The organism is Buchnera aphidicola (Greenidea ficicola) (assembly GCF_039386055.1).
In the GTDB taxonomy this organism is placed as follows: Bacteria; Pseudomonadota; Gammaproteobacteria; order Enterobacterales; family Enterobacteriaceae; genus Buchnera_K; species Buchnera_K aphidicola_A.
This window is the reverse complement of the sequence record NZ_CP135012.1, coordinates 267,701-292,175: the sequence shown is the minus strand read 5'-3', so window position 1 is coordinate 292,175 and position 24,475 is coordinate 267,701. Positions and strand designations below refer to the sequence as shown.

The 24,475-nt window shown below is 17.9% G+C and carries 21 protein-coding genes; 10 read left to right on the top strand and 11 right to left on the bottom strand.

The features are described 5' to 3' along the window. Positions 1–16: 16 nt before the first annotated feature. The 7 genes from RJT27_RS01410 to prfB form a co-directional block, all read right to left on the bottom strand. Positions 17–871, bottom strand: coding sequence for a transporter associated domain-containing protein (locus RJT27_RS01410; RefSeq protein WP_343189355.1), 855 nt, complete (start codon positions 869–871; stop codon positions 17–19). Between the two features lie 60 nt (positions 872–931). After that, positions 932–1,333 carry an rRNA maturation RNase YbeY gene (gene ybeY, locus RJT27_RS01405; protein WP_343189637.1) on the bottom strand — a complete coding sequence of 134 codons (402 nt, stop codon included), beginning with the start codon at positions 1,331–1,333 and terminating at the stop codon, positions 932–934. 109 nt (positions 1,334–1,442) lie between these two features. Further along, positions 1,443–2,756, bottom strand: coding sequence for a tRNA (N6-isopentenyl adenosine(37)-C2)-methylthiotransferase MiaB (gene miaB, locus RJT27_RS01400; RefSeq protein WP_343189354.1), 1,314 nt, complete (start codon positions 2,754–2,756; stop codon positions 1,443–1,445). Between the two features lie 42 nt (positions 2,757–2,798). Next, a complete protein-coding gene (gene thyA, locus RJT27_RS01395) occupies positions 2,799–3,593 on the bottom strand; it encodes a thymidylate synthase (protein WP_343189353.1) in 795 nt (264 codons plus the stop codon). 30 nt (positions 3,594–3,623) lie between these two features. Next, positions 3,624–4,886, bottom strand: a complete 1,263-nt coding sequence (gene lysA / locus RJT27_RS01390) for a diaminopimelate decarboxylase (RefSeq protein WP_428994235.1) — start codon at positions 4,884–4,886, stop codon at positions 3,624–3,626. 14 nt (positions 4,887–4,900) lie between these two features. Next, complete coding sequence (gene lysS, locus RJT27_RS01385; protein ID WP_343189352.1) at positions 4,901–6,316, bottom strand: lysine--tRNA ligase; 1,416 nt, start codon at positions 6,314–6,316, stop codon at positions 4,901–4,903. Then, on the bottom strand, positions 6,306–7,418 hold the full coding sequence (gene prfB / locus RJT27_RS01380; protein ID WP_343189351.1) for a peptide chain release factor 2: 1,113 nt from the start codon (positions 7,416–7,418) through the stop codon (positions 6,306–6,308). Before prfB ends, lysS begins: the two co-directional genes overlap by 11 nt. 48 nt (positions 7,419–7,466) lie before the next feature. On the opposite strand from prfB, the gene ygfZ reads away from it, so the two are divergent. Next, the gene (gene ygfZ, locus RJT27_RS01375) at positions 7,467–8,420 is read left to right on the top strand and encodes a tRNA-modifying protein YgfZ (protein WP_343189350.1); all 954 of its coding nucleotides are present in this window, start codon (positions 7,467–7,469) and stop codon (positions 8,418–8,420) included. A gap of 1 nt (position 8,421) precedes the next feature. Beyond that, entirely contained in the window at positions 8,422–9,036 is a 615-nt protein-coding gene (gene gmk, locus RJT27_RS01370) for a guanylate kinase (protein WP_343189349.1), read from the top strand. Here gmk and typA read toward each other — a convergent pair. Then, positions 9,033–10,841 carry a translational GTPase TypA gene (typA, locus tag RJT27_RS01365; protein WP_343189348.1) on the bottom strand — a complete coding sequence of 603 codons (1,809 nt, stop codon included), beginning with the start codon at positions 10,839–10,841 and terminating at the stop codon, positions 9,033–9,035. The genes gmk and typA overlap by 4 nt on opposite strands. Before the next feature lie 102 nt (positions 10,842–10,943). Here typA and yihA point away from each other — a divergent pair, with 102 nt between their 5' ends. Further along, entirely contained in the window at positions 10,944–11,552 is a 609-nt protein-coding gene (yihA, locus tag RJT27_RS01360) for a ribosome biogenesis GTP-binding protein YihA/YsxC (RefSeq protein WP_343189347.1), read from the top strand. Here yihA and RJT27_RS01355 read toward each other — a convergent pair. Next, positions 11,539–12,453, bottom strand: coding sequence for a 5'-3' exonuclease (locus RJT27_RS01355; protein WP_343189346.1), 915 nt, complete (start codon positions 12,451–12,453; stop codon positions 11,539–11,541). The two genes, yihA and RJT27_RS01355, sit on opposite strands and share 14 nt — an antisense overlap. Before the next feature lie 114 nt (positions 12,454–12,567). Between RJT27_RS01355 and RJT27_RS01350 the strand changes: the two genes are divergently transcribed. From RJT27_RS01350 to cysC, 7 genes are read left to right on the top strand one after another with little or no spacing between them, the layout of a single operon-like run. Continuing rightward, entirely contained in the window at positions 12,568–14,358 is a 1,791-nt protein-coding gene (locus RJT27_RS01350) for an assimilatory sulfite reductase (NADPH) flavoprotein subunit (RefSeq protein ID WP_343189345.1), read from the top strand. Between the two features lies 1 nt (position 14,359). Further along, on the top strand, positions 14,360–16,036 hold the full coding sequence (cysI, locus tag RJT27_RS01345) for an assimilatory sulfite reductase (NADPH) hemoprotein subunit (RefSeq protein ID WP_343189344.1): 1,677 nt from the start codon (positions 14,360–14,362) through the stop codon (positions 16,034–16,036). Positions 16,037–16,065: 29 nt separating this feature from the next. Next, positions 16,066–16,806, top strand: a complete 741-nt coding sequence (locus tag RJT27_RS01340; protein WP_343189343.1) for a phosphoadenylyl-sulfate reductase — start codon at positions 16,066–16,068, stop codon at positions 16,804–16,806. A 58-nt stretch (positions 16,807–16,864) separates the two neighbouring features. Next, complete coding sequence (gene cysG, locus RJT27_RS01335) at positions 16,865–18,241, top strand: siroheme synthase CysG (protein WP_343189342.1); 1,377 nt, start codon at positions 16,865–16,867, stop codon at positions 18,239–18,241. Between the two features lie 52 nt (positions 18,242–18,293). Further along, on the top strand, positions 18,294–19,199 hold the full coding sequence (gene cysD / locus RJT27_RS01330; RefSeq protein WP_428994228.1) for a sulfate adenylyltransferase subunit CysD: 906 nt from the start codon (positions 18,294–18,296) through the stop codon (positions 19,197–19,199). A gap of 14 nt (positions 19,200–19,213) precedes the next feature. Then, a complete protein-coding gene (cysN, locus tag RJT27_RS01325; RefSeq protein ID WP_343189341.1) occupies positions 19,214–20,656 on the top strand; it encodes a sulfate adenylyltransferase subunit CysN in 1,443 nt (480 codons plus the stop codon). 1 nt (position 20,657) lies between these two features. Then, positions 20,658–21,251 (top strand): adenylyl-sulfate kinase, encoded by a 594-nt coding sequence (gene cysC, locus RJT27_RS01320; protein WP_343189340.1) that lies wholly within the window; start codon positions 20,658–20,660, stop codon positions 21,249–21,251. A gap of 215 nt (positions 21,252–21,466) precedes the next feature. Here cysC and eno read toward each other — a convergent pair whose 3' ends face one another. After that, on the bottom strand, positions 21,467–22,774 hold the full coding sequence (gene eno, locus RJT27_RS01315) for a phosphopyruvate hydratase (RefSeq protein WP_343189339.1): 1,308 nt from the start codon (positions 22,772–22,774) through the stop codon (positions 21,467–21,469). Continuing rightward, complete coding sequence (locus RJT27_RS01310) at positions 22,759–24,366, bottom strand: CTP synthase (protein WP_343189338.1); 1,608 nt, start codon at positions 24,364–24,366, stop codon at positions 22,759–22,761. Before RJT27_RS01310 ends, eno begins: the two co-directional genes overlap by 16 nt. Positions 24,367–24,475 lie beyond the last annotated feature (109 nt).

Sequence of the window (24,475 nt, the reverse complement as noted above, 5' to 3'; positions counted from 1 at the left end):
TAAAATTTAATATAATTTATTTAGTTATTTTTAATAATATTGTTATTATTTTTCTATTATTTGAAGAAATTATTTTAAATTTATAATTATTAATAAAAACAAATTCTCCTTTTATTGGTAATCTTTTAAATTTTTTCATAATTAATCCTCCTATAGTTTCGATTTTTTTATTATTAAATTTTGTATTAAAATTTTTATTAAATTCTTTTATTGTAGTTAATGGTTTTATTAAAAAAGTATTATTATTTATTTTTTTTATGTTTTTATTTTTTATATTATAATCATATTCATCTTCAATGGTTCCTACAATTATTTCTAAAATATCTTCTATAGTAATTAATCCAGAAATAATTCCAAATTCATCAATTACTATTGCCATATGATTTCTTTTAACACGAAAATCTTTTAACATATAATTTAAATATTTACTTTCTGGAACAAATAATGTAGGTCTTATTATATTTTTAATAGAAAATATTTTTTTTTTTTTATTTTGAATAAAAGGTAATAAATCTTTTGCTATTAAAAATCCTTCTACATAATTAGAATCTTTACTCATTACTGGAAATCTTGAATGTGAAGAATTAATAATTATATTTAAACAACTTTCTAAATTGTAATTTATTTTTAATGTAACCATCTTTGGTTTTGGTACCATTACATCTTTTATTATTTTTTTTTTAATTTTTATAACACCTTTAATCATATTGTAAGATTCATTATCGATTAAAGATTTTTTTTTTGCTTTTTTTATTAAGTATAAAAATTTTATTTTATTTTTAGGTTTATTATTAAATAAATATTTAAAAAAATTTAAAAAAAAATTTTTTTTATTAAATTGAAAAAATTTTTTTGCTACATCATTATTCATAATATTTTAAATATGTTAATAAAATGTAAATTTNATTTATAATAAATAATAAAATATTATTTAAAATAAATATGGATTAGGAAAATTTAAAAAATTTAATGTTTTAATTTCTATAGATTCCATTATTTTTTTATTTTTTATATTATTATGTTTATATCCTAATAGATGTAAAGTTCCATGTATAATAATATGAGCATAATGTGCTTTTATTTTTTTTTTTTGTTTTATAGCTTCTTTTTTTATAATTTCATTACATATAATTAAATCTCCTAATAATAATATATTATTATTAATGAATGAATTACAAGGGAAGGATAATATATTTGTATAACAAGGTTTTTTTTTATAAATTAAATTTAAATTATATATTTCTTTTTTATTTACTGTTTTTATAGTCAATTTATTAATTATTTTTGGATTTAATATTGGTTTTATCCATTTTATTATATTTTTATTTTTAATTTTTTTTTATTTATTATATCTATAATTATTTTTTTCATTTTATTTTATTAAAAATTATTTTTATAAAATTATAACATAATTTTATTTTATAATATAGTTTTTTAATATATTATTTAATTAATATTCCAAATAATTTGTTTTTGTTAATTTTTATTATTTTTATTTTTTTTATTTTTCCAATTATTTTATTATTACCAAAAAAATTTATTTTTCTATTATTATCTGTTATTCCATATAATTGCATAATATTATTATTGGAAATTCCTATTATTAATATTCTTTGTATTGTTCCAATCATATTATTTGTCCATTTTTTTGTTTGTTTCTTTATTTGATTTTGTATTTTATATAATCTTTTTTTTGAAATTTTTTTTTTTTTTTTTATAGTATTAAATGATTTAGTTTTAGGTCTTGGGGAATATATAAAGCTATAACTATAATCAAAATTTATTTTTTTAATTAAATTTATTGTTTTTAAAAAGTGTTTTTTTTTTTCTCCTGGAAAATTAGTAATAAAATCAGAACTTATTTGTATATTTGGTCTAATTGATAATAAATTTTTAATTTTTTTTTTATAATATTTTATATTATATATTCTTTTCATTTTTTTTAATATATAATTTGAACCGCTTTGTACTGGAAGATGTAAAAAATTAGATAATTTATTTGTTTTTTTATAAACATTTATTATTTTGTTATTTAATTCAATAGGATGACTAGTAATAAATCTTATTCTTTTTATTTTTTTAATTTTTGAAATATTAATTAATAATTTATCAAATTTATATTGATTATTATTAAATGTATTATTATAAGCATTAACATTTTGTCCTAATAATATTATTTCTTTGGTTCCTTTTTTAGTTAAATATAAAATTTCTTTTATAATTTCATTATGTGGTCTGCTTATTTCTTTTCCTCTAGTATAAGGAACAACACAAAATGAACAATATTTATTACATCCTTCCATTATAGATATTTGTGAAATTTTTTTTTTATGTTTAATATTTGAATATGTTTTAAATTTTTTTATTGATTTAGAATTTATTTTTATTATTTTTTTTTTTTTTTTTAATACTAAATCAATCATTTTATTTAATTTATGAATATTTCTTGGACCAAAAATAATATCAATGTAATTTGCTCTTTTATATATTTTCTTTCCTTCTTGTTTTGCTACACATCCTCCTAAAGCTATTATAATATTTTTTTTTTTTTTAAATTTTTTCCATCTTCCTAATTGATGAAAAATTTTTTCTTGTGATTTTTCTCGTATTGAACAAGTATTTAATATTAATATATTTGCTTTTTTTGGGTGTTTAGTAATTTTATATTTTTTTTTTTTAAAGTTATTTAAAATAATATTGGAGTCATATTCATTCATTTGACAACCCCATGTTTTAATATATATTTTTTTATGCATTATATCACTCTTATATTTATTTTTTTTTATTTTTTTTCATATTTATATTGCAATTTTAGCTTTTATTTTATCATGAGGATCATAATTTATAATGTTAAAATATTTAAATTTATATAAAAATATAGAAGAAGGTTTTTTTTTTATAATCAATTTTGGAAGTTTTCTCGGTTTTCTTAATATTTGTTTTTTTGCTAATTTTATATGATTATTATATAAATGGATGTCTCCACCTGTCCAAATTAATTTTCCTAAATTTAAATTACATTGTTGTGCAATCATATGCATTAAGAATGCATAACTTGCTATATTAAAAGGAAGTCCTAAAAAAGCATCACAAGATCTTTGATATATTTGACAATATAGTTTTTTTTTATTAACATATAATTGAAATAAAACATGACATGGAGGCAATTTCATATATTTTATTTCTCCAACATTCCAAGAGGAAACAATCATTCTTCTTGAATTTGGATTTTTTTTTAATAATTTTATTATATTTTTAATTTGATCTATTTTTTTTCCTTGTTTTGTTTCCCATTTTCTCCATTGTTTTCCATATATTGGACCTAATTCTCCTTTTTTATTAGCCCAATAATTCCAAATTTTTATTTTTTTTTTATTTAAATATTTTATATTTGTTTTTCCTTTTAAGAACCATAATAATTCATAAATAATAGAAGGTATATGACATTGTTTAGTGGTTAATAATGGAAATCCTTTGTTTAAATTTATTTTTAATTGTTCTCCAAAAATAGATTTTACACCTATTCCAGTTCTATCTTTTTTATAATTTCCTTTATATAAAATTTTTTTAAGTAATTTTAAATAAACTTTCATATATCCTCATATTTTTATAGAATTATGTTTTTAAAATATTTTTTTTTCTAACTTTAAAATATCTTTTATTTTTTGTTTTTTTCTTATTATATATATTTTTTTATTTTTTAATAAAATTTCTTTAATTAAAGGTCTTGTATTATAATTGGAAGACATAGAAGATCCATAAGCTCCAGTGTTATGAAAAATTAAATAATCCCCAATTTTAATTTTTTTTAATTTTCTTGTTTTTATATTTCCATTTTTATTTTGTGTAAATATATCTCCTGATTCACATATTGGACCTCCAATGATAAATTTTTTTTTTTTTTTTATATATTTTTTATTTTTTTTATTTTTTTTATTGATTATGGATATTTTATGATAACTTCCATACATACAAGGCCTAATAAAGTCATTAAATCCTGCATTTATTAAAATAAATTTTTTATTATTTATTTTTTTAATTGTATTTATTTTTGTAATTAATATTCCAGATTCAGCTACTAAAAATCTTCCTGGTTCTATTTCTAATTTTATTTTTTTTCCTAAGTATGAAGATATATAATTTCTTGTATTGTTCCAAATATTAAAATATTTATTAATGTTTATTTTTTTTTCATATTTTTTGTATGGTATAGGTAATCCTCCTCCTGTAGATATTGATTTTATTGTTATGTTAATTTTTATAATATTTTTTATCATTGCTATACATACTTTTTTTAAATGATTATAATCTGCTCCAGATCCGATATGTATATGTAATCCTTGTAAATTTAATTTATATTTTTTAATATTTTTTATTGCTTTTTTAATATTCCATATTCCATGTTTGCTATTTTTTCCTCCAGTATTTGTTTTTTTATTATGACCATTTCCAAATCCAGGGTTTATTCTTATCCAAATTTTATGATTGATAGATTTTTTTCCAATTTTTTTTAACATATTTGTTGATCCTGCATTTATAGTAATTTTGTTTTTAATTATTATTTTTATTGTTTTTTTATCTATTACATCAGATGTGAAAATAATTTCATCATTTTTTTTAAATTTTGATAATAATCCTCTTTTTATTTCTCCAATAGATACTGCATCTATTTTTAATCCTATTTTTTTCATTAAAATTAAAATATTTATATTTGAAAGTGCTTTTTGTGCGTATCTTACTGTATCAAAATTTTTTAATAATTTTATTTTATTTTTAATTATATTCCAGTTATAAATCCATATTGGAGTTTTGTTTTTTTTAATTATTTTTAATATTTTTTTTTTTTTTATTTTCATAGTTATTTTAAATTTTTTTTTATTATATATTTTTTAATATTATATTATTTTTTTTTTAATGTTGGAAATAAAATTACTTCTCTTATGCTTTTTTGATTTGTTAATATCATAATTAATCTATCAATTCCTATTCCTAAACCTGCTGTTGGAGGTAATCCGTATTTCATTGCTTTTATATATTCTTTGTCATAATTTTTGTTTTTTTTTGAAAATCTTTTTTTTTGTTCTATTGCGTCATTTAATTCTGAAAAACCATTTCCTATTTCTAAACCTCCGATAAATAATTCAAAACGATCTGTTAAATTTGGATTTTTATTATTTTTTCTTGCTAATGGAGAAACTTCAATAGGATATTTTTTTATAAATGTAGGTTTTATTATTTTTTTTTCGGTTGTTATTTCAAATATTTTTGTTATTATTTTTCCTTTTTTGCTTTTTTTATTTATTTTAATATTTAGATTTTTTGTTATTTTTTTTAATTTTTTTAAATTTTTAAAATTTTTTAATTTCCATTGTGGGTTGAATTTTATAATTGCGTTAATCATAGATATTTTTTTGAATGGTTTATTAAAATTAAAGATATTTTTTTTATATTTAATATTAGTATTATTATAAATTTTTAAACATAAAAATTTTAATAATTTTTCAGTTATTTTCATTAAATCATTATAATCACAATAAGCCATGTATAATTCCATCATGGTAAATTCTGGATTGTGTTTTGTAGATATTCCTTCATTTCTAAAATTTCTATTAATTTCAAATATTTTTTCAAATCCTCCAATAATTAATTTTTTTAAATGTAATTCTGGAGAAATTCTTAAAAACATATTTGTATTTAATTTATTATGATAAGTTTTAAATGGTTTTGCAGATGCTCCACTAGGGATATTTTGAAGCATGGGAGTTTCTACTTCAATAAAATCATTTAAATTCATAAATTTTCTTATATACATTAATATTTTTGAACGAGTTTTAAATATTTTTTTAATTTTTTTGTTTGTAATAATATCTAAATATCTTTTTCTATATCTTTTTTCTTGATTTATTAAACCGTGAAATTTATTTGGTAATTGTTTTATTGCTTTATTTAATAAAATTATTTTTATACAATTTATAGAAAGTTCTTTTGTTTTAGTTTTAAATATTTTTCCTTTTGCTCCAATTATATCACCTAAATTTAATTTTTTTATTTTTTTATATTTTTTTTTATTTAATAAATTGTTTAATTTTATATATAATTGTATTTTTCCATCTATATTATTTATTATAATAAACATTGCTTTTCCCATAGTTCTTTTATGTATTATTCTTCCAGCTGTTTTTATTTTTATGTTTATTTTTTTTAATTCTTTTTTTTTTTTTTTTTTAAAATTTTTATTGATTTGATATATTGTATAATTAATTTTAAAATTATTAGGAAAGGAAAAAATTTTTTTTTTTATATTTTTATTTTTCATAATTTTTCTTATTTTTAATTTTTAAATTTTTTTTAATAAATAAATCTAATTCTCCGTTTAATACATTTTGAATTTTTTTAATTTCTATTCCTGTTCTTAAATCTTTTATAATATTATTATCTAATATATAAGAACGTATTTGATTTCCCCATCTTATTTTTGGTTTTTTTTTATTTTTTTTTTTTTTTTTTATTTTTTTTTTTTTAAATTTTATATTGTATAATTTTGCTTTCATTTGTTTTAAAGCTGTTTTTTTATTTTTATGTTGTGATCTTTCGTTTTGACATTGTGTTACTGTTTTTGTAGGAATATGTGTTATTCTTACTGCTGATTCTGTTTTATTGACATGTTGACCTCCAGAACCTGATGATTTATAAAAATCAATTTTTAGTTCTGATTTTTTTATTAATATATTTATATTTTTTTTTATTGTTGGATAAACAAAGATAGAACTAAAAGATGTGTGTCTTTTATTTCCTGAAGTAAATGGGCTTTTTCTTACTAATCTATGTATTCCGGTTTCTGTTTTAGCCCAACCAAAAGCATAAGGTCCTGATATTTTTATAGTTGCTGATTTTATACCTGTAATATCTCCTAAATTTTTATTGATTATTTTTATTTTAAAATTTTTTTTTTCAGCCCATTTTATATACATTTTAAATAACATTTTTGACCAATCTTGTGCATCTATTCCTCCGGATCCTGCTTTTATATCTATATAACAATTAGAATAATCATTTTTTTTTTTAAATAAAGTATATATTTCTATTTTTTTAATTTTTTTTTTAATTATTTTTATTTTTTTTTTAATTTTATTTTTATAATTTTTTTTTTTTTTTTTTATAAAAGTTTTTATTATTTTTTTATTATTTTTTATTATTTTATTTATTTTTTTTATTTTTTTTATTATTGTTTTTATTTTTTTTTTTTTTTTTTTTAGTTTATTTATTTTATTATATATCCAATTTTTTGGTTTTTTTAATTTTATATTTATTTTTTTTATTTTTTTTTTTTTTTTATTATATTCTAATATTTTTTTTATTTTTTTATTTTTTATTTCGTATTTATTTATTTTTTTTTTAAATTTTTTTATTGATAACATTTTATTTTTTCTCTATTATTTTATTTTAAAATAAAATTTTGGTTATATATGAATAAATTATTTTTTTCAAAAAAAAATTTTTTTTCTTCTAAAAAATTATCTATATCTTTAATTAATATGAATGAATGGGTTATTGTTAGTGTTTATGGTAAAGATTCTAAAAAATATTTACAAAATCAATTTACTTGTAATATATATTCTATTGTTAAAAATAAATATATACATTGTTCGCATTGTAATATTTATGGGAAAGTTTTAACAAATTTATATTTATATTATTATAAAAAAAAATTTTTTTATATTATTCGTAAAAATATTTTATCTTTTCATATTCAAGAATTAAAGAAATATTCTATTTTTTCTAAAGTAAATATTTTACATAAAAAAAAAATGCTTCTTTTTGGATTTGTTGGAAGAAATATAAAATTATTTTTATTAAAGTTTTTTAAATTTTTACCTGATAAAAAAAATAAAATAATATATTATAAAAAAATTACTATTTTTTGGTTTAAAAAACCTAAAGAAAGATTTTTATTTATTATTCATTATTCGCAAATAAAATTTTTTAAAAAAATATTTAATATTTTTTCAATAGTAAATAGTAATCAATGGATGGCTTTAGAAATGGAATCTAATGTTCCAATTATAGATATTTATAATATAAATAAATTTTTTATACAATCTTTAAATTTAAAAATTGATAAAAAAAAAGGTTGTTATTTAGGGCAAGAAGCTATTACTAAAATAAAATTTAAAAAATTAAATAATAAATATTTATATCTTTTACAATGTTTGAATGAAAAAAATATTTTTAAATATTTAACAGATGAAATAATTTTTAAAAATTTTGAAAATAAAATTATTTATGGAAAAATTTTATCTATTGTAAATATTGATAAAAAATTTATATGGATACAAATAATATTAAATAAAAAATTTTTTATATATGATAATTTGATATTATATAAAAATAAAAAAATAAAATTTTTAGTTATAAAATAATATGAATAATGGAATGTTGTTTATTATCTCTGCTCCTAGCGGAGCAGGTAAATCTAGTTTGATTAAAGCTGTTTTAAAATATAAATTTTTAAAAAATATTCAAAGATCTATATCATTTACAACAAGAGTTATGAGACCTGGGGAATTTAATGGTTATCATTATCATTTTATTTCTAAAAAAAAATTTTTTAATATGAAAAAAAAAAAAGAATTTTTAGAATATGAAAAAGTTTTTGATAATTATTATGGAACATCAAATAAATTAATTAATAAAATTTTATTTCAAGGAAAAGATGTTTTATTAAATATAGATTTTAATGGAGCTAATAAAATTTTAAATTCTATATATAAAATTAAACGTATAGCTATTTTACCTCCATCAAAAAAAGAATTATATAAAAGGTTAAATAAAAGAAATCAAGATACAAAAAAAAATATTTATAATCGTATTAAAAATTTGTCATTAGACATGATTCATTATTATAAATATGATTATTTAATTATTAATGATAATTTTGAATTATCTGTGATAAATTTATGTAGTATTATATTTTCAGAACGATTACGTTTTAAAAAACAAAAAAATATTTTTAAAAATTTTTTCAAAAATATTTAAGATTTATTTTTTTTTCTTTGATTTTCTTTAAGAAATTTTTTTCTTAAACGTATAGATTTTGGAGTAATTTCTATTAATTCATCATCATTAATAAAATCAATTGATGTTTCTAAATTCATTTTATTGCAAGGTGTTAATATTATAGATTCATCTGTTCCTGAAGCTCTCATATTGGTTAATTTTTTACCTGTTATACAATTTACAGTTAAATCATTATTTCTATTATGTAAACCAATTATTTGTCCTTCATATATTTTTTCTCCATGTGTAATAAATAATATTCCTTTATTTTGTAAATGATAAATTGCATATGCTAATGCTTTTCCTGTACTATTAGATATTAATACTCCGTTTTTTCTTTGTCCTATTATTTTTTTTTCTTTTTTTTCATAATGACTAAAAGCTGAATAAAATAATCCTGTTCCAGAAGTTATATTTAAAAATTCGTTTCTAAATCCAATTAATGCTCTACTTGTAATTAAATATTCTAATTGAACTCTTTTATTTTTATCTATATTTAAATTTTTTAATTTTCCTTTTCTAATTCCAATATTTTTTATAATTGTACCTTGATGTTCTTTTTTTATATCTATTAATATATTTTCATAAGGTTCTTGTTTTTCTTGTTTTTTTTTTCTAAAAATTATTTTTGGTCTAGATACTTCTAATTCAAATCCTTCTCTTCTCATATTTTCTATTAATATTGATAAATGTAATTCTCCTCTTCCTGACACTGAAAAAGTATTATTATTTTTTGTTTTTTTAATTTTTAAAGAAACATTGTGTATACTTTCTTTTTTTAATCTTTCATAAATATTTCTTGCGTTGATATATTTTCCTTCTTTTGCACAAAATGGTGAAGAATTTACTGAAAATAACATTTTTACAGTTGGTTTTTCAACTTTTAATTTTGGTAATGATTTAATTTTGTTAGGATCACATATGGTATCTGATATTTTTAATTTATTTATTCCAGTTATTGCTATAATATCTCCTGCTTTAGCTTTTTTTATTTCTTTTTTTTTTAAACCACAAAAATATAATATCTTATTTATTTTTCCTTGATATATTTTTTTTTTTTTTGTTATTATTTTAACATTTTGATTTTTTTTTATTATTCCTTTTTTAATTTTTCCAATTCCAATAATACCTAAATATTTACTATAGTCTAATTGTGAAATTTGCATTTGTAATAATTTTGATTTTTTATGTTTTGGTTTTGGGGTGTTTTTTATTATAAATTTATATAAAGGTTTAATATTTTTTTTCATATTTTTATATTCATTTCCTGCTGTACCTAATATTGCAGAAGTGTAAATAATAGGAAAATCTAATTGTTTATCTGTAGCGTTAAGATCAACAAATAAATCAAATATTTTATCAATTACCCAATTTGGTCTAGAATTTTTTTTATCTATTTTATTAATAACTACAATTGGTTTGATGTTGTGTAAAAATGCTTTTTGTGTAACAAATCTTGTTTGTGGCATTGGTCCTTCTTGAGCATCTACTATTAATAATACTGAATCTACCATTGATAATATTCTTTCTACTTCTCCACCAAAATCTGCATGACCTGGAGTATCTATTATATTTATATGATATTTTTTATATTTTATTGAAGTTATTTTAGAAAATATTGTAATTCCTCTTTCTTTTTCTAAATCATGAGAATCCATAATTCGTTCTTGTATTTTTTTATGTTTTTTAAACATTCCAGATTGTTTAAGTAATTGATTTATTAATGTTGTTTTTCCATGATCAACATGTGCAATAATTGCTATATTTCTTACATATTTATTCATATTTTCTCTTTTATTTTATATTTTTTTTTATTTTGTTTTTTTTAAAATATATTTTTTTATATAATTTAATATATAAAATTATTTTTTATTTTGGAAATGATTATGTTAATAAAAAATTTTAATAATACTTTTTTTTATAAAAGTATTTCTTATATTAATAGAAATGAAATTTGTAAAAATATTGAAATTGCATTTTTTGGTTCTTCTAATGTAGGTAAATCTACTTTAATTAATATTATAACAGAAAATAATAAATTATCTATAATTAGTAAAAAACCTGGTAGTACAACTATGATTAATTTATTTAAAGTATTAAATAATTTTTTTTTAGTAGATCTTCCTGGTTATGGTTATTCTAAGAAATCTAAATTACAAAAAAATATATGTAATAAATTAATTTTTGATTATGTAAATTATAGAAAACAATTAATTGGTTTAGTTTTTTTAATGGATATTAGAAATCCGTTAAAAAAAAATGATAAAATATTTTTAAATATTATTATTAAAAAAAAAATTCCTTTTGTTATTTTATTAACTAAAGCTGATAAATTATCTTTTGAAGAAATAAAAAAAAAAAATATTTATGTAAAAAAATATTTTTTAAATATTAAAAAAATTAAAAATAAAATTATTATTTTTTTTTGTAATAAAGAAAATATAATATTATTAAGAAAAAAAATATTATCTTGGTTTAATTTTATTTTTTTTTAATTTTGTTAATTTTTTTTTTAAGCCATGTTTTATTATTTATTTGTTTCACCCATGTTTTAAAATTGTAATATTTAAATATTTTTTTAATTTTTTTTATTAAAATATTAGATATTTTAAATTTTTTTATTTTTATTTTAAATTTTATATTTTTTTTAATTTTTATTAATTTTTTAAATAGTTTTATTTTTTTTTTATTTTTTATTATTTTTTTTATTATTTTTATAGTTTTTTTACATTTTAATTTTTTAATTTTTTTTTTTTTTTTATATATATAATTTAATGAATTGAATTTTTTTAAAATAAATAATGCTTTTTTTTTACCTATTCCTTTTATACCTGGTATATTATCTGCTTTATCTCCTATTAAAGCAAATAAATCAATGATGGATTTTGGTTTTACTCCATATATTTTTATTACTTTTTTAATATTAATTGGTTTTTTTTTAAAATTTCGAATTATTTTTATTTTTTTATTTACTAATTGCATGAAATCTTTATCATTACTTATAATTAATATTTTATTTTTTTTTTTTTCTTTTTTTGTAATAGTTCCTATGATGTCATCTGCTTCTGTATTAGGTAAAATAATTATTTGTATTCTAAAATAAGTAAGAATTTTACATAATTTTTTGAATTGTTGTATTAATTTTTTTGGCATTTTTTTTCTATTAGATTTATATTTTTTAAATATTTTTTTTCTAAAATTTTTTTTTTTTTTAGAATCAAATATTATTAATATTTTTTTAGGATTATAATTTTTTATAATTAAATTTATCATTTTTATAAAACCATATATTGCTCCTGAATATTCATTTTTTTTGTTTTTTATATGTGAAAGTGCATAATAAGATCGATATAAATAAGAGTGACCATCAATTAATATTGTATATTTTTTATTCATATTTAAATTTATTATTATATTTAATTATAAAATAATTATTTTTTTAAGATTATATAATTTAAATATATAATTTATATTTATTTTTTTTTTTTTTTATAATAAGGAATAAGTATAATGAAAGATAAATTCATTTGTAATAATTTTTATCCTTTAAGTAAAGAAAAAATGAAAATTTTAGATAATATAACGAATAATCTATCTAATAATGAAATTTCTTGGATTTCTGGATATTTATGGGGTTTTTCTAATAAAATCAATGATAAAAATAATAGTATTGTAAATGAAACATGTAATATAATTATAATGTATGCTTCACAAACAGGAAATTCTCGTTTATTAGCAGAAAAATTATATAAAAAATTTTTAAATTTAAAAATTTCAGTTAAATTGTTTAATGTTTATGAATATAAATTCAGAAATATTGTTAATGAAAATTTTTTTATATTAATTATTTCAACGCATGGAGAAGGAGAAGTTCCAGATAACGCTTTTTCTTTTTATAAATATTTATTTTCTAATAAAATAAAAAAATTAAATAATTTTTATTATAGTGTTTTTGGATTAGGGGATAAATCTTATGAATATTTTTGTAAAGCTGGAAAAGATTTTGATTCTCGTTTTTCAAAATTAGGAGGTATTTCATTATTACCGAGAGTTGATGCAGATATAGATTATAAAGATATTTTTAATAATTGGATGAATAAAATATTAAAAATAATAAAAAAAAAAAGTAAAAATTTTAATTTTAAAAATAATTTTTCTTTGAATAATAATAAAATTATATTAAATAAATATACAAAAAACAATCCTTTTAAAGCAAATGTATTAATTAATCAAAAAATTACTGGAAGAAATTCTAAAAAAGATATTTATCATATAGAAATTGATTTAATGAATTCTAATATAAAATATTCACCTGGAGATGCATTAGGTGTATGGTTTGAAAATGATTCTTCTTTAATTTTAAAAATTTTAAATTTATTAAATATTTCTAAAAATGATTTAGTTGTTTATAAAAATAAAAAAATAAAAATTTTTTTATTATTAAAAAAAAAATATGAATTAACAGTAAATAATTTTAATGTAACAAAAAAATATTTTAAATATATTAAAAATAATTTTATTATTAATACTTTAAAATCTAATATTTTGAAGTTGAAAAAATATTCTAGATATACACCAATTATAGATATGATTCGTTATTTTCCAATTAACATAACTGCAGAAAAATTATTGTGTATTTTAAGACCTTTAACTCCTCGTTTATATTCTATTTCTTCTTCACAATCGGAATCAGATAATGAAATACATATTACTGTAAGTTTAGTTAAATATATTTATGAGAATTTTTTAAGATTTGGAGGATCTTCTTTTTATTTATCTAATTTATTACAAGAAAAAAAAATAAAAATTTATATTGTTGAAAATGATAATTTTCGTTTACCAAAAGATGATAATGCTTCTATTATTATGGTAGGAGCAGGAACAGGAATTGCACCTTTTCGATCTTTTATGCAAGAAAGATTTTTTAGAAATGCAAAAGGAAAAAATTGGTTATTTTTTGGGAATCAATCTTTTACGGAAGATTTTTTATATCAATTAGAATGGCAAAAATATTATGATTTAGGTTTTTTAACAAAAATTGATTTAACTTGGTCAAGAGATTTAAATAATAAAGAAAAATATATACAACAAAAAATTGATTATCGTGGAAAAATATTGTGGAAATGGATTAAAAAAGGATCTTATATTTATATTTGTGGTAATGCTCAAAAAATGGCTAAAGAAGTAGAAAAATCTTTATTAAATATATTTATTATTTATGGAAAAATGAATTTTGATCAAGCTTGTAATTATTTAAATAAATTAAAAAATAAAAAACGTTATCAAAGAGATATATATTAAAATGAAAAGAAATAAAAAAAAATTTCAAGTTATTGGAAAATTAACTAAAGAAGAAAAAATTAAAAAAAGAAGTAATTATCTTAGGGGAACTATTGTTAAAGATCTTAATAATACAATAACTAATGGATTTCTTGGTGATAATTATTCTTTAATAAGATTTCATGGAATGTATCAACAAGATGATCGTGATATTAGAAGAGAAAGAATAGAACAAAAATTAGAACCAAAATATTCTATGATGTTACGTTGTAGATTACCTGGTGGTGTTATTACTTCTAAACAATGGTTAAAAATTCATTTTTTTTCTGAAAAATATACTATATATGGAAATATAAGATTAACTAATCGACAAACTTTTCAATTACATGGAATTTTTAAAAAAGATCTAAAATTATTACATAATATTTTAAATAATATTGGTTTAGATTCTATAGCTACTGCTAATGATGTTAATAGAAATGTTTTATGTACTTCTAATCCAGATATATCTAAATTACATCAACAAGTTTATAAAATAGCAGTTAAACTTTCAGAACATTTATTACCTAAAACTCGTGCTTATGCTGAAGTATGGTTAGATCAAAAAAAAATTTTAAGTTCTGATAATGAGCCTATTTTAGGTAATACTTATTTACCAAGAAAATTTAAAACTGCAATTATGATACCTCCTGAAAATGATGTTGATATTAATGCAAATGATATGGTTTTTATTGCTATAAAAAATAATAATAATGATCTTGTAGGTTTTAATTTATTATTAGGTGGTGGTTTATCTATTGAGCATGGAAATAATTTAACTTGGCCTTCATGTGCTATTGAATTTGGTTATTTTGATATAAAAAATATATTATCTATTGCAGAATCAGTTGTTTCTATACAAAGAGATTGGGGGAACAGAACAAATAGAAAGAATGCTAAATTAAGATATACTATTGCACGTGTTGGTTTTAAAATTTTTAAAAAAGAAATTGAAAAAAGATCTGGAGTTTTGTTTAAAAAAATAAAAAAATATAAAATTACAAAAAGAGGAGATTTTTTAGGTTGGAAAAAAGGAATAAATAATAAATGGAATTTTACTTTATTTGTACCAAATGGTCGTATTTTAAATAAAAAAAATAATAAAATAAAAACTGCATTATATAAGATTTCTTTAATACATAAAGGTTTTTTTCGTTTAACTGCAAATCAAAATTTAATTATTTGTGATATTGATAGTAAAGTTAAAAAAAAAATTGAAAATATTATTGATATTTATAATTTAAATAAAAATAATAGTATGTTAAAACAAAATTCTATGGCTTGTGTTTCTTTTCCTACTTGTCCTTTAGCAATGGCAGAATCTGAACGTGTTTTAAAAAAATATATAAAAAAAATTGAAAATATTTTATTAAAATATAATCTTTTTGAAGAAAATATTGTATTTAGAATTTCAGGTTGTCCTAATGGTTGTGGAAGATCTTTATTAAGTGAAATTGGTTTAATTGGAAAATCTTTTGGAAAATATAATTTATATATAGGAGGGGATGTAATCGGAACAAGACTTGCTAAAATTTATCGTGAAAATATTGATGAAAAAGAAATATTTAATAATATTGATAATTTAATTTTTATTTGGTCTAAAAATAAATTTAAAAATGAAAGTTTTGGGGATTTTGTCAATCGTTTTAATTTAAATTAATTATATTAATTATAAAAACAAGGATTTTTATGTCTATAATAAATTTATTAAATTTAAATAAATTTAATAAAAAAAAATCATCTGAAATTTTATTTCATTGTAATAAAATTTTAAATAAATTTTCTGCAACGGATCGTATAAGATGGGCTTTAAAAAATTTATTACCTAATTTTGCTATTACTTCTAGTTTTGGTTTGTATTCTTCTGTTATTTTACATATGATTACTAATCAATTTCCCAAAATACCTGTTATTTTAATTGATACAGGTTATTTATTTCCCGAAACTTATCAATTTATTGATTTGTTAAAAATTAGATTAAATTTAAATTTATATGTTTTTCGCTCTAATATATCTTCATCTTGGCAAGAATCTCGTTATGGAAAATTATGGGAAAATGGTATAGAAGGTATTGATTTGTATAATAATATTAATAAAATTCAACCTATGAAACATGCTATTAAAAAATGTTTTATTAATACATGGTTTGCTGGTTTACGTTTTAATCAATCTAAAATAAGGTCTAGTTTTTCATATTTATCTATTAAAAATAATATTTTTAAAATTTTACCAATATTAGATTGGAATGAAAAAAATATTAATGAATATTTAAAAAAACATGATCTTCCTAATCATCCTTTATTTAAAAAGAAATATATTTCTTTAGGTGATGTTCATACAACAAAAAAATATAAATTAGGAATGTCTAAAAAAGATACTCGTTTTTTTGGATTAAAACGGGAATGTGGTTTACATGATAAAATAATTTAGTGTATATATAAATTATTTTAATTTTATTAATATTAATTTTTATTTTTTTTAAAAAAAAATGAAAAAAATGAATTATTTACCTATTTTTTTGAATTTAAAATATAAAAGTATATTAATTATTGGTGGTGGAAATATAGCATATAGAAAAATAATTTTATTATATTCTTTTCATTCTTTTATTAAGATTATATCTAAAAAAATATGTAAAAAATTGTATTTATATATATTAAAAAAAAAAATTCAATGGATTAGTTATAATTTTTCTTGTAAATATTTAAAAAATATTTTTTTAGTAATAATTGCTACAAATAATAAAGATTTTAATAAAAAAATTTTTAATATAATTAATAAAAAAAATATTTTAATTAATACAGTAGATAATGAAAAATATTGTTCTTTTATTTTTCCTTCTATAATAAATAGAAATCCTATTATTATATCTATTTCTTCTTGTGGAAAATCTCCAGTATTAATACGTTTATTAAGAGAAAAAATTGAATCTATTTTATCTATTAATTATGGAAAAATTTCTTTTTTATCAGGAAAATTTAGAAATTTTATAAAAAAAGTTTTTTATAATTTTTCAAATAGAAGATTATTTTGGGAAAAACTTTTTAATAGTAATTTTATTGATCAAGTTATAAATAATAATATTAAATATGCTATACAAACATTATATCATTTTATTATTAATAATAAAAAAAATGAAGGAGAATTAATATTAGTTGGAGCAGGTCCAGGTGATAGTAATCTTTTAACATTAAGAGGTTTACAAGTTTTACAAAGAGCAGATATTATATTATATGATTATTTTATTGGTAAAGAAATATTAAATTATGCAAGAAAAGATGCAGAATTAATATGTGTTGGAAAAAGGTTTGGTTATAATTCAATTAAACAAAATAATATTAATAAACTATTAATATATTTTATAAAAAAAGGTAATAGGGTTGTTAGATTAAAAGGAGGGGATTCCTTTATTTTTGGAAGAGGAGCAGAAGAATTATTAATTGCTAAAAAATTTGGTGTAAATTTTCAAATTGTTCCAGGAATTACTAGCGCAATAGGTATTTCTTCATATATAGGGGTTCCTTTAACTTATAGAAATTATTCTAATAATGTTTTATTTTTAACTGCTAGTAAATATTTAAGAAAAAATTCTATTCTTTATCCAAAAATTCCTGATACTTTAGTAATTTATATGTGTAGAAATAAAATAAAGTTTATTTTAAAAGAACTTTTATTAAAAGGTTTTATTTTAAAAACTCCTATATCATTAATTAGTTATGGAACATTATCTTATCAAAAAGTTTATTTTGGAATATTAAAAAATATTAATGTAATTTCTAAAAACATTTCTGGTCCAATATTATTAATTGTAGGTAAAGTAGTTAATTTACATAAAAAATTATCTTGGTTTAAAAATTTTATATAGTAAAATTTAAAATGTGTTTTAAAAGATTTTATTTAAGGATATTATTATTATCATGAAAAAAAAAAATTCTCATTTAGAGCAATTAGAATCTGAAAGTATATATATTTTAAGAGAAGTAGTTGCAGAATTTAATAATCCTGTAATGCTGTATTCTATTGGAAAAGATTCTTCTGTAATGTTACATTTGGCAAGAAAAGCTTTTTTTCCAGGAAAAATTCCTTTTCCTTTGTTACATGTAGATACAATGTGGAAATTTAAGGAAATGTATGAATTTAGAAATATGATTGTTAAAAAATTAAATTTAGATCTTATTATTTATATTAATAATAATGGTTTAAAAAATAATATAAATCCTTTTTTGGATGGTAGTGAAAAATATACTAATATTATGAAAACAGAAGGATTAAAAAAAGCTTTAGATAAATATAATTTTGATGCTGCTTTTGGAGGAGCGAGAAGAGATGAAGAAAAATCTCGATCTAAAGAAAGAATTTATTCTTTGCGAGATTCTTTTCATAGATGGAATCCAAAAGATCAAAGGCCAGAATTATGGAATAATTTTAATAGTCAAATTAAAAAAAATGAGAGTTTTCGTATTTTTCCTTTATCTAATTGGACGGAGTTAGATATTTGGGAGTATATTTTTATTGAAAATATTGAAATTGTTTCTTTATATTTTGCTAAAAATAGAAAAATTATAAAAAGAGATAATATGTTATTAATGCTTAATGATAATAGAATTTCATTAAAATCAAATGAAAAAATATATAATTGTATGGTTCGTTTTCGAACTTTAGGTTGTTGGCCTTTAACTAGTGCAATTAAATCTAATGCGAATACTATTGAGAAAATTATTAAAGAAGTTTTATTAACAAAATATAGTGAAAGAAATGGTAGAGTTATTGATAATGATCAAATAAGTTCTATGGAACGTAAAAAAAAAGAAGGTTATTTTTAGGATATAATTATAATATGAATGTTTTAAAAAAAAATAAAAATAAAAAAATAGTTGATTTTAATAATTGGATTAATAAAGAAAAAAAAAAAATATTGTTAAAATTTTTAACTTGTGGTAGTGTTGATGACGGAAAAAGTACTTTAATTGGAAGATTGTTACATGATACAAAAAAGATTTTTAAAGATCAATTATCTTCTTTGCAAAAAGATAGTAAACGTCATGGAACACAAGGGGAAAATTTAGATTTTTCATTATTATTAGATAGTTTACAAGATGAAAAAGAACAAGGTATTACTATAGATGTAGCTTATAGATATTTTTCTACAAAAAAAAGAAAATTTATAATTGTAGATGCTCCTGGTCATTCTCAATATACAAGAAATATGGTTACTGGAGCTTCAAATTGTGATGTTGCAATTTTATTAATTGATGCTCGTAAAGGTTTATTAAAACAAACTAAAAGACATAGTTTTATAGTTACTTTATTAGGTATAAATTATTTAATTGTTGCTATTAATAAAATGGATATGGTGAATTACAAAGAAAAAATATTTTTAAATATTAAAAATGAATTTTTAAAATTTTCAAAATTTTTATCAAGAAAATTAAATATTATTTTTATCCCTATATCTGCTTTATTTGGTGAAAATATTGTTTTTAGTAATAATTTAATGCCATGGTATATTGGTCCTACTTTATTAAGTTATATAGAATTTATTAATGTAGAAAAAAAAAATAATAATAATAAATCTTTTATATTTCCTGTTCAATTAATTAATCATCCTAATTCAAATTTTAGAGGTTATTCTGGAACTTTAATATCAGGAAAAATTTTTATTGGGCAAAAGGTGAAAATTTTACCTTCTGGTATTTTTTCAAAAATAAAAGATATTGTTAGTTTTGACGGTATAAAAAAAAATGCTTATTTTGGACAATCTATTACAATATTATTAAAAGATGAAATTGATATTAGTAGAGGGGACTTAATTGTAAATTATAATTCTAAATTATTTCCTCAGGATGAAGCTATAATGAATATTGTATGGATGGATTATGAAAAATTAATTTTAGGAAAATCTTATTTTATAAAAATTGCAGGAAAAAAAATAAAAGCATGTGTAAAAAAAATTTTTTATAAAATAAATATGGATACATTTAAAAAAAAAAAAATAAAAGAATTAAATTTAAATGATATTGCTTTAGTTCATGTTTTTTTTGAAGAAAAAATAATATTTGAAAAATATAAAAATAATCGTATATTAGGCGGTATGATTTTTATTGATATATTTAATAATAGAACTGTTGCTGTTGGGATGATTAAAAAAAATAAAATTAAAATAAGTAATAATAAAAATATAGTTAATAAAGTTTTTGAGTTAGAATTAAATTCTTTTATTTGTAAATATTTTCCGCATTGGGGTGTAAAAAATTTATTAAATAATTTGGAAAATAATTAATATGAATAATATTAATATTTATTGGAATCAATATTCTATTAATCATCGTTTACGGGAAATACATCATAAACATAAATCTTTTGTTTTATGGTTTACAGGTCTTTCTGGTTCTGGAAAATCTAGTATTGCAAATTATTTAGAAAAAGAATTTTATATGTATGGTATTAGTACATATTTATTAGATGGTGATAATATAAGACATGGTTTATGCAAAGATCTTAGTTTTAGTAAATTAGATAGAAAAGAAAATATTAGACGTGTTTCTGAAGTAATAAAATTAATGATAGATTCTGGTTTAATTGTTTTAAGTACATTTATTTCTCCATATAAGAAGGATAGAAAAATTGCTAAAAATATTATTGGTGATAAAAGATTTTTTGAAATTTTTATTGATACTTCTTTAAAAACTTGTTCGGTTAGAGATCCTAAAGGTTTATATAAAAAAGCTAATGATGGAAAAATATTAGATTTTACTGGAGTTGGTTCTGTATATGAAAAACCAATTAATCCTGATATTTATATAAATGGTGAAAAAAAAATAAGTAATAATGTTAAAAAAATATTTTATTTTTTTAAAAATAAAATATTTTTTTAAATAAATTTAAAATTTATTTTTATTAATAATATATATTATATAATATATATTATATAATATATATTAATTAATAATAAAATATTTATATTATAATAAAATAATATATTTTATAAAATAAATAATAATAAATATTATTTAATAATTTTAACAAATATATATATATATGATTATTCTAATAATAGAGATATTTATTATTAGAATAGTCAAATTTTATTTTAAATAATTTTATTTTTTAGTTCTTTGAATCCATTATAAGGAGCAATTTTATTTCCTAATTTTTCTTCAATTCTTATTAATTGATTATACTTAGCTATTCTTTCTGATCTACTCATTGAACCTGTTTTAATTTGTCCTGAAGATGTTCCTACAGATAAATCTGCTATTGTAGTATCTTCAGTTTCTCCAGATCTGTGTGATATAATTACATTATAATTATTTTTTTTTGCCATTTTTATAGCATTAATAGTTTCTGTTAGTGTTCCTATTTGATTAGGTTTTATTAAAATTGCATTAGCTATTTTTTTTTTAATTCCTTTTTTAAGAATTTTTGTATTAGTTACAAATAAATCATCACCTACTATTTGTATATTTTTTCCTATTTTTTTTGTTTGATAATAAAAACCTTTCCAATCTTCTTCGTTTTGACCATCTTCTATAGATAAAATAGGATATTTTTTTGTTAATTTTTCTAAATAATGAGTCATTTCTTTTGATGTTAATTTCATATTTTCAGAAGATAATATGTATTTTTTTGTTTTTTTATCATAAATTTCTGAAGCTGCACAATCTATTGCTAAAGAAATATCAGTTCCAAAAATATATCCGGATTTTTCAGTAGCTTCTTTTATTATTTCAAATATTATTTTATTTGATTTTAAATTTGGAGCGTATCCTCCTTCATCACCTACTGTAGTACTAAATTTATTTTTATTTAAAATTAAACCTAAGTTATGAAAAATTTCTGAACTTATTCTTATTGCTTCTTTTATGTTTTTTGCGGAAATAGGTTGTATCATAAATTCTTGTATGTCTATATTATTATTTGCATGTTTTCCTCCATTAATAATGTTTATCATAGGTAAAGGCATGGAAAAAATATTTGGTGTATTATTTAATATAGAAATGTATTTGTAAAAAGGTATGTTTTGAACTATTGCAGCTGCTTTTGCATTAGCTAAAGAAACAGCAAGAATTGTATTTGCCCCTAAATTAGATTTATTTTTTGTTCCGTCTAATTCTATTAAAGTTTTATCAATTGTTTTTTGGTTTATAGAATCTTTTTTATATAATATTTTAGATATTGTTTCGTTGATAAATTTTACTGATTTTTTAACTCCTTTTCCTAAAAATCTATTTTTATTATTATCTCTTAATTCTACTGCTTCTTTTTTACCTGTAGATGCTCCAGAAGGAACAGAAGCTGTTCCAATACTTCCATTTTTTAAATATACTTCTGCTTCCACTGTTGGTATTCCTCTTGAATCCATTATTTCTCTACCTATAATTTTTATAATTTTTGACATTTTTTTTCCTTATTTTTTTTATAATTTATACTAGCATTTACAAAACCAATAAATAAAGGATGTACTTTATTTGGAGTAGATTGAAATTCTGGGTGAAATTGACATGCTATAAACCATGGATGATTTAATAATTCTATTATCTCAATAGAATTATTATTTTTTGAATATCCTGCTATTAATAATTTTTTGTTATTTATTTTATTGAATAATTTTTTATTTATTTTGTATCTGTGCCTGTGTCTTTCTTTTATTTTTTTTTTTCCATATAATTTATAAGATAAACTATTTTTATTTAAATAACAAATTTTACTTCCTAAGCGCATGTTTTTTTTAAATTTTTTATTTTTATTTATAATAATTATTGGAAATTTACATTTAGGTTTAAATTCTGTTGAATTTGCTTCTTTTATATTTAAAATATTTTTTGAAAATTCTATTATTGCAATTTGTATTCCTAAACAAATACCAAAATATGGTATTTTATTTTTTCTTGCATATTTTGTTGCTTTTATTTTTCCTTTTATTCCTTTTTTTCCAAATCCTCCTGGTATTAATATTCCATGTAATTTTTTAAATGTTTTATTTTTAAATTTTATTTTTTTTGAATTTATAATTTTAATATTTATTTTTGTTTTTAATTTTATACCGGTATGTTTTAATGCTTCAATAATAGATTTATAAGAATCTGGAGTTTTTATATATTTTCCTATTATACCTATATTAATTTTTTTTTTTGTATTTAATTCTTTTTTTGCTAATTTTTTCCATTTTTTTAAATTTGCTTTTACTGTGTTTATCATAAAATATTTACAAATATATTTGTCTACACCTTGTTTATTTAATAAACTTGGTATATTATAAATAGAATTTGTATCTTGTAATGTTATAACTTTTTTTTTTGGTATATTACAAAATAATGATATTTTTTTTTTTTCTTTGTTTGTAATGTTTTTTTTTGATCTACAAATTAACATATCAGGTTGAATTCCTATAGATAATAATTTTTTTACAGAATGTTGGGTTGGTTTTGTTTTAATTTCTTTTGTAATAGATAAATAAGGTAATAAAGTTAAGTGTATATAAAGTATATTTTTTTTTCCTATTTTTGTTTTTATTTGTTGTATAGCTTCTAAAAATGGTATAGATTCTATGTCTCCTACTGTTCCTCCAACTTCTACTAATATTATATCGTTATTTTTAGCTACAGATATAATTCTTTTTTTTATTTCTTCAGTAACATGAGGAATAATTTGTATAGTTTTTCCTAAATAATCTCCTTTTTTTTCTTTTTTAAATATTTTTTTATATACAGAACCTGTAGTAAAATTATTTTTATAGTTCATTTTTATATTAAGAAATCTTTCATAATGTCCTAAATCTAAATCTGTTTCTGATCCATCTTCTGTTACAAATATTTCTCCATGTTGATTAGGACTCATAGTTCCAGGGTTTACATTTAAGTAAGGATCTATTTTTATGATATTTACTTTTAATTTTCTTGATTCAAGAATAGATGCAATAGAAGCGATTGTTACTCCTTTACCTAATGAAGAAACAACACCTCCTGTTATAAAAATATATTTTGTAATCATATTCAACCAAAATTTAAATTTTTTTTATAGAAAATAAATAATTAATATATATTATATTTATATATTAAATAATATTAATAATATATATTTTTTTTTTAAAAAATTATAT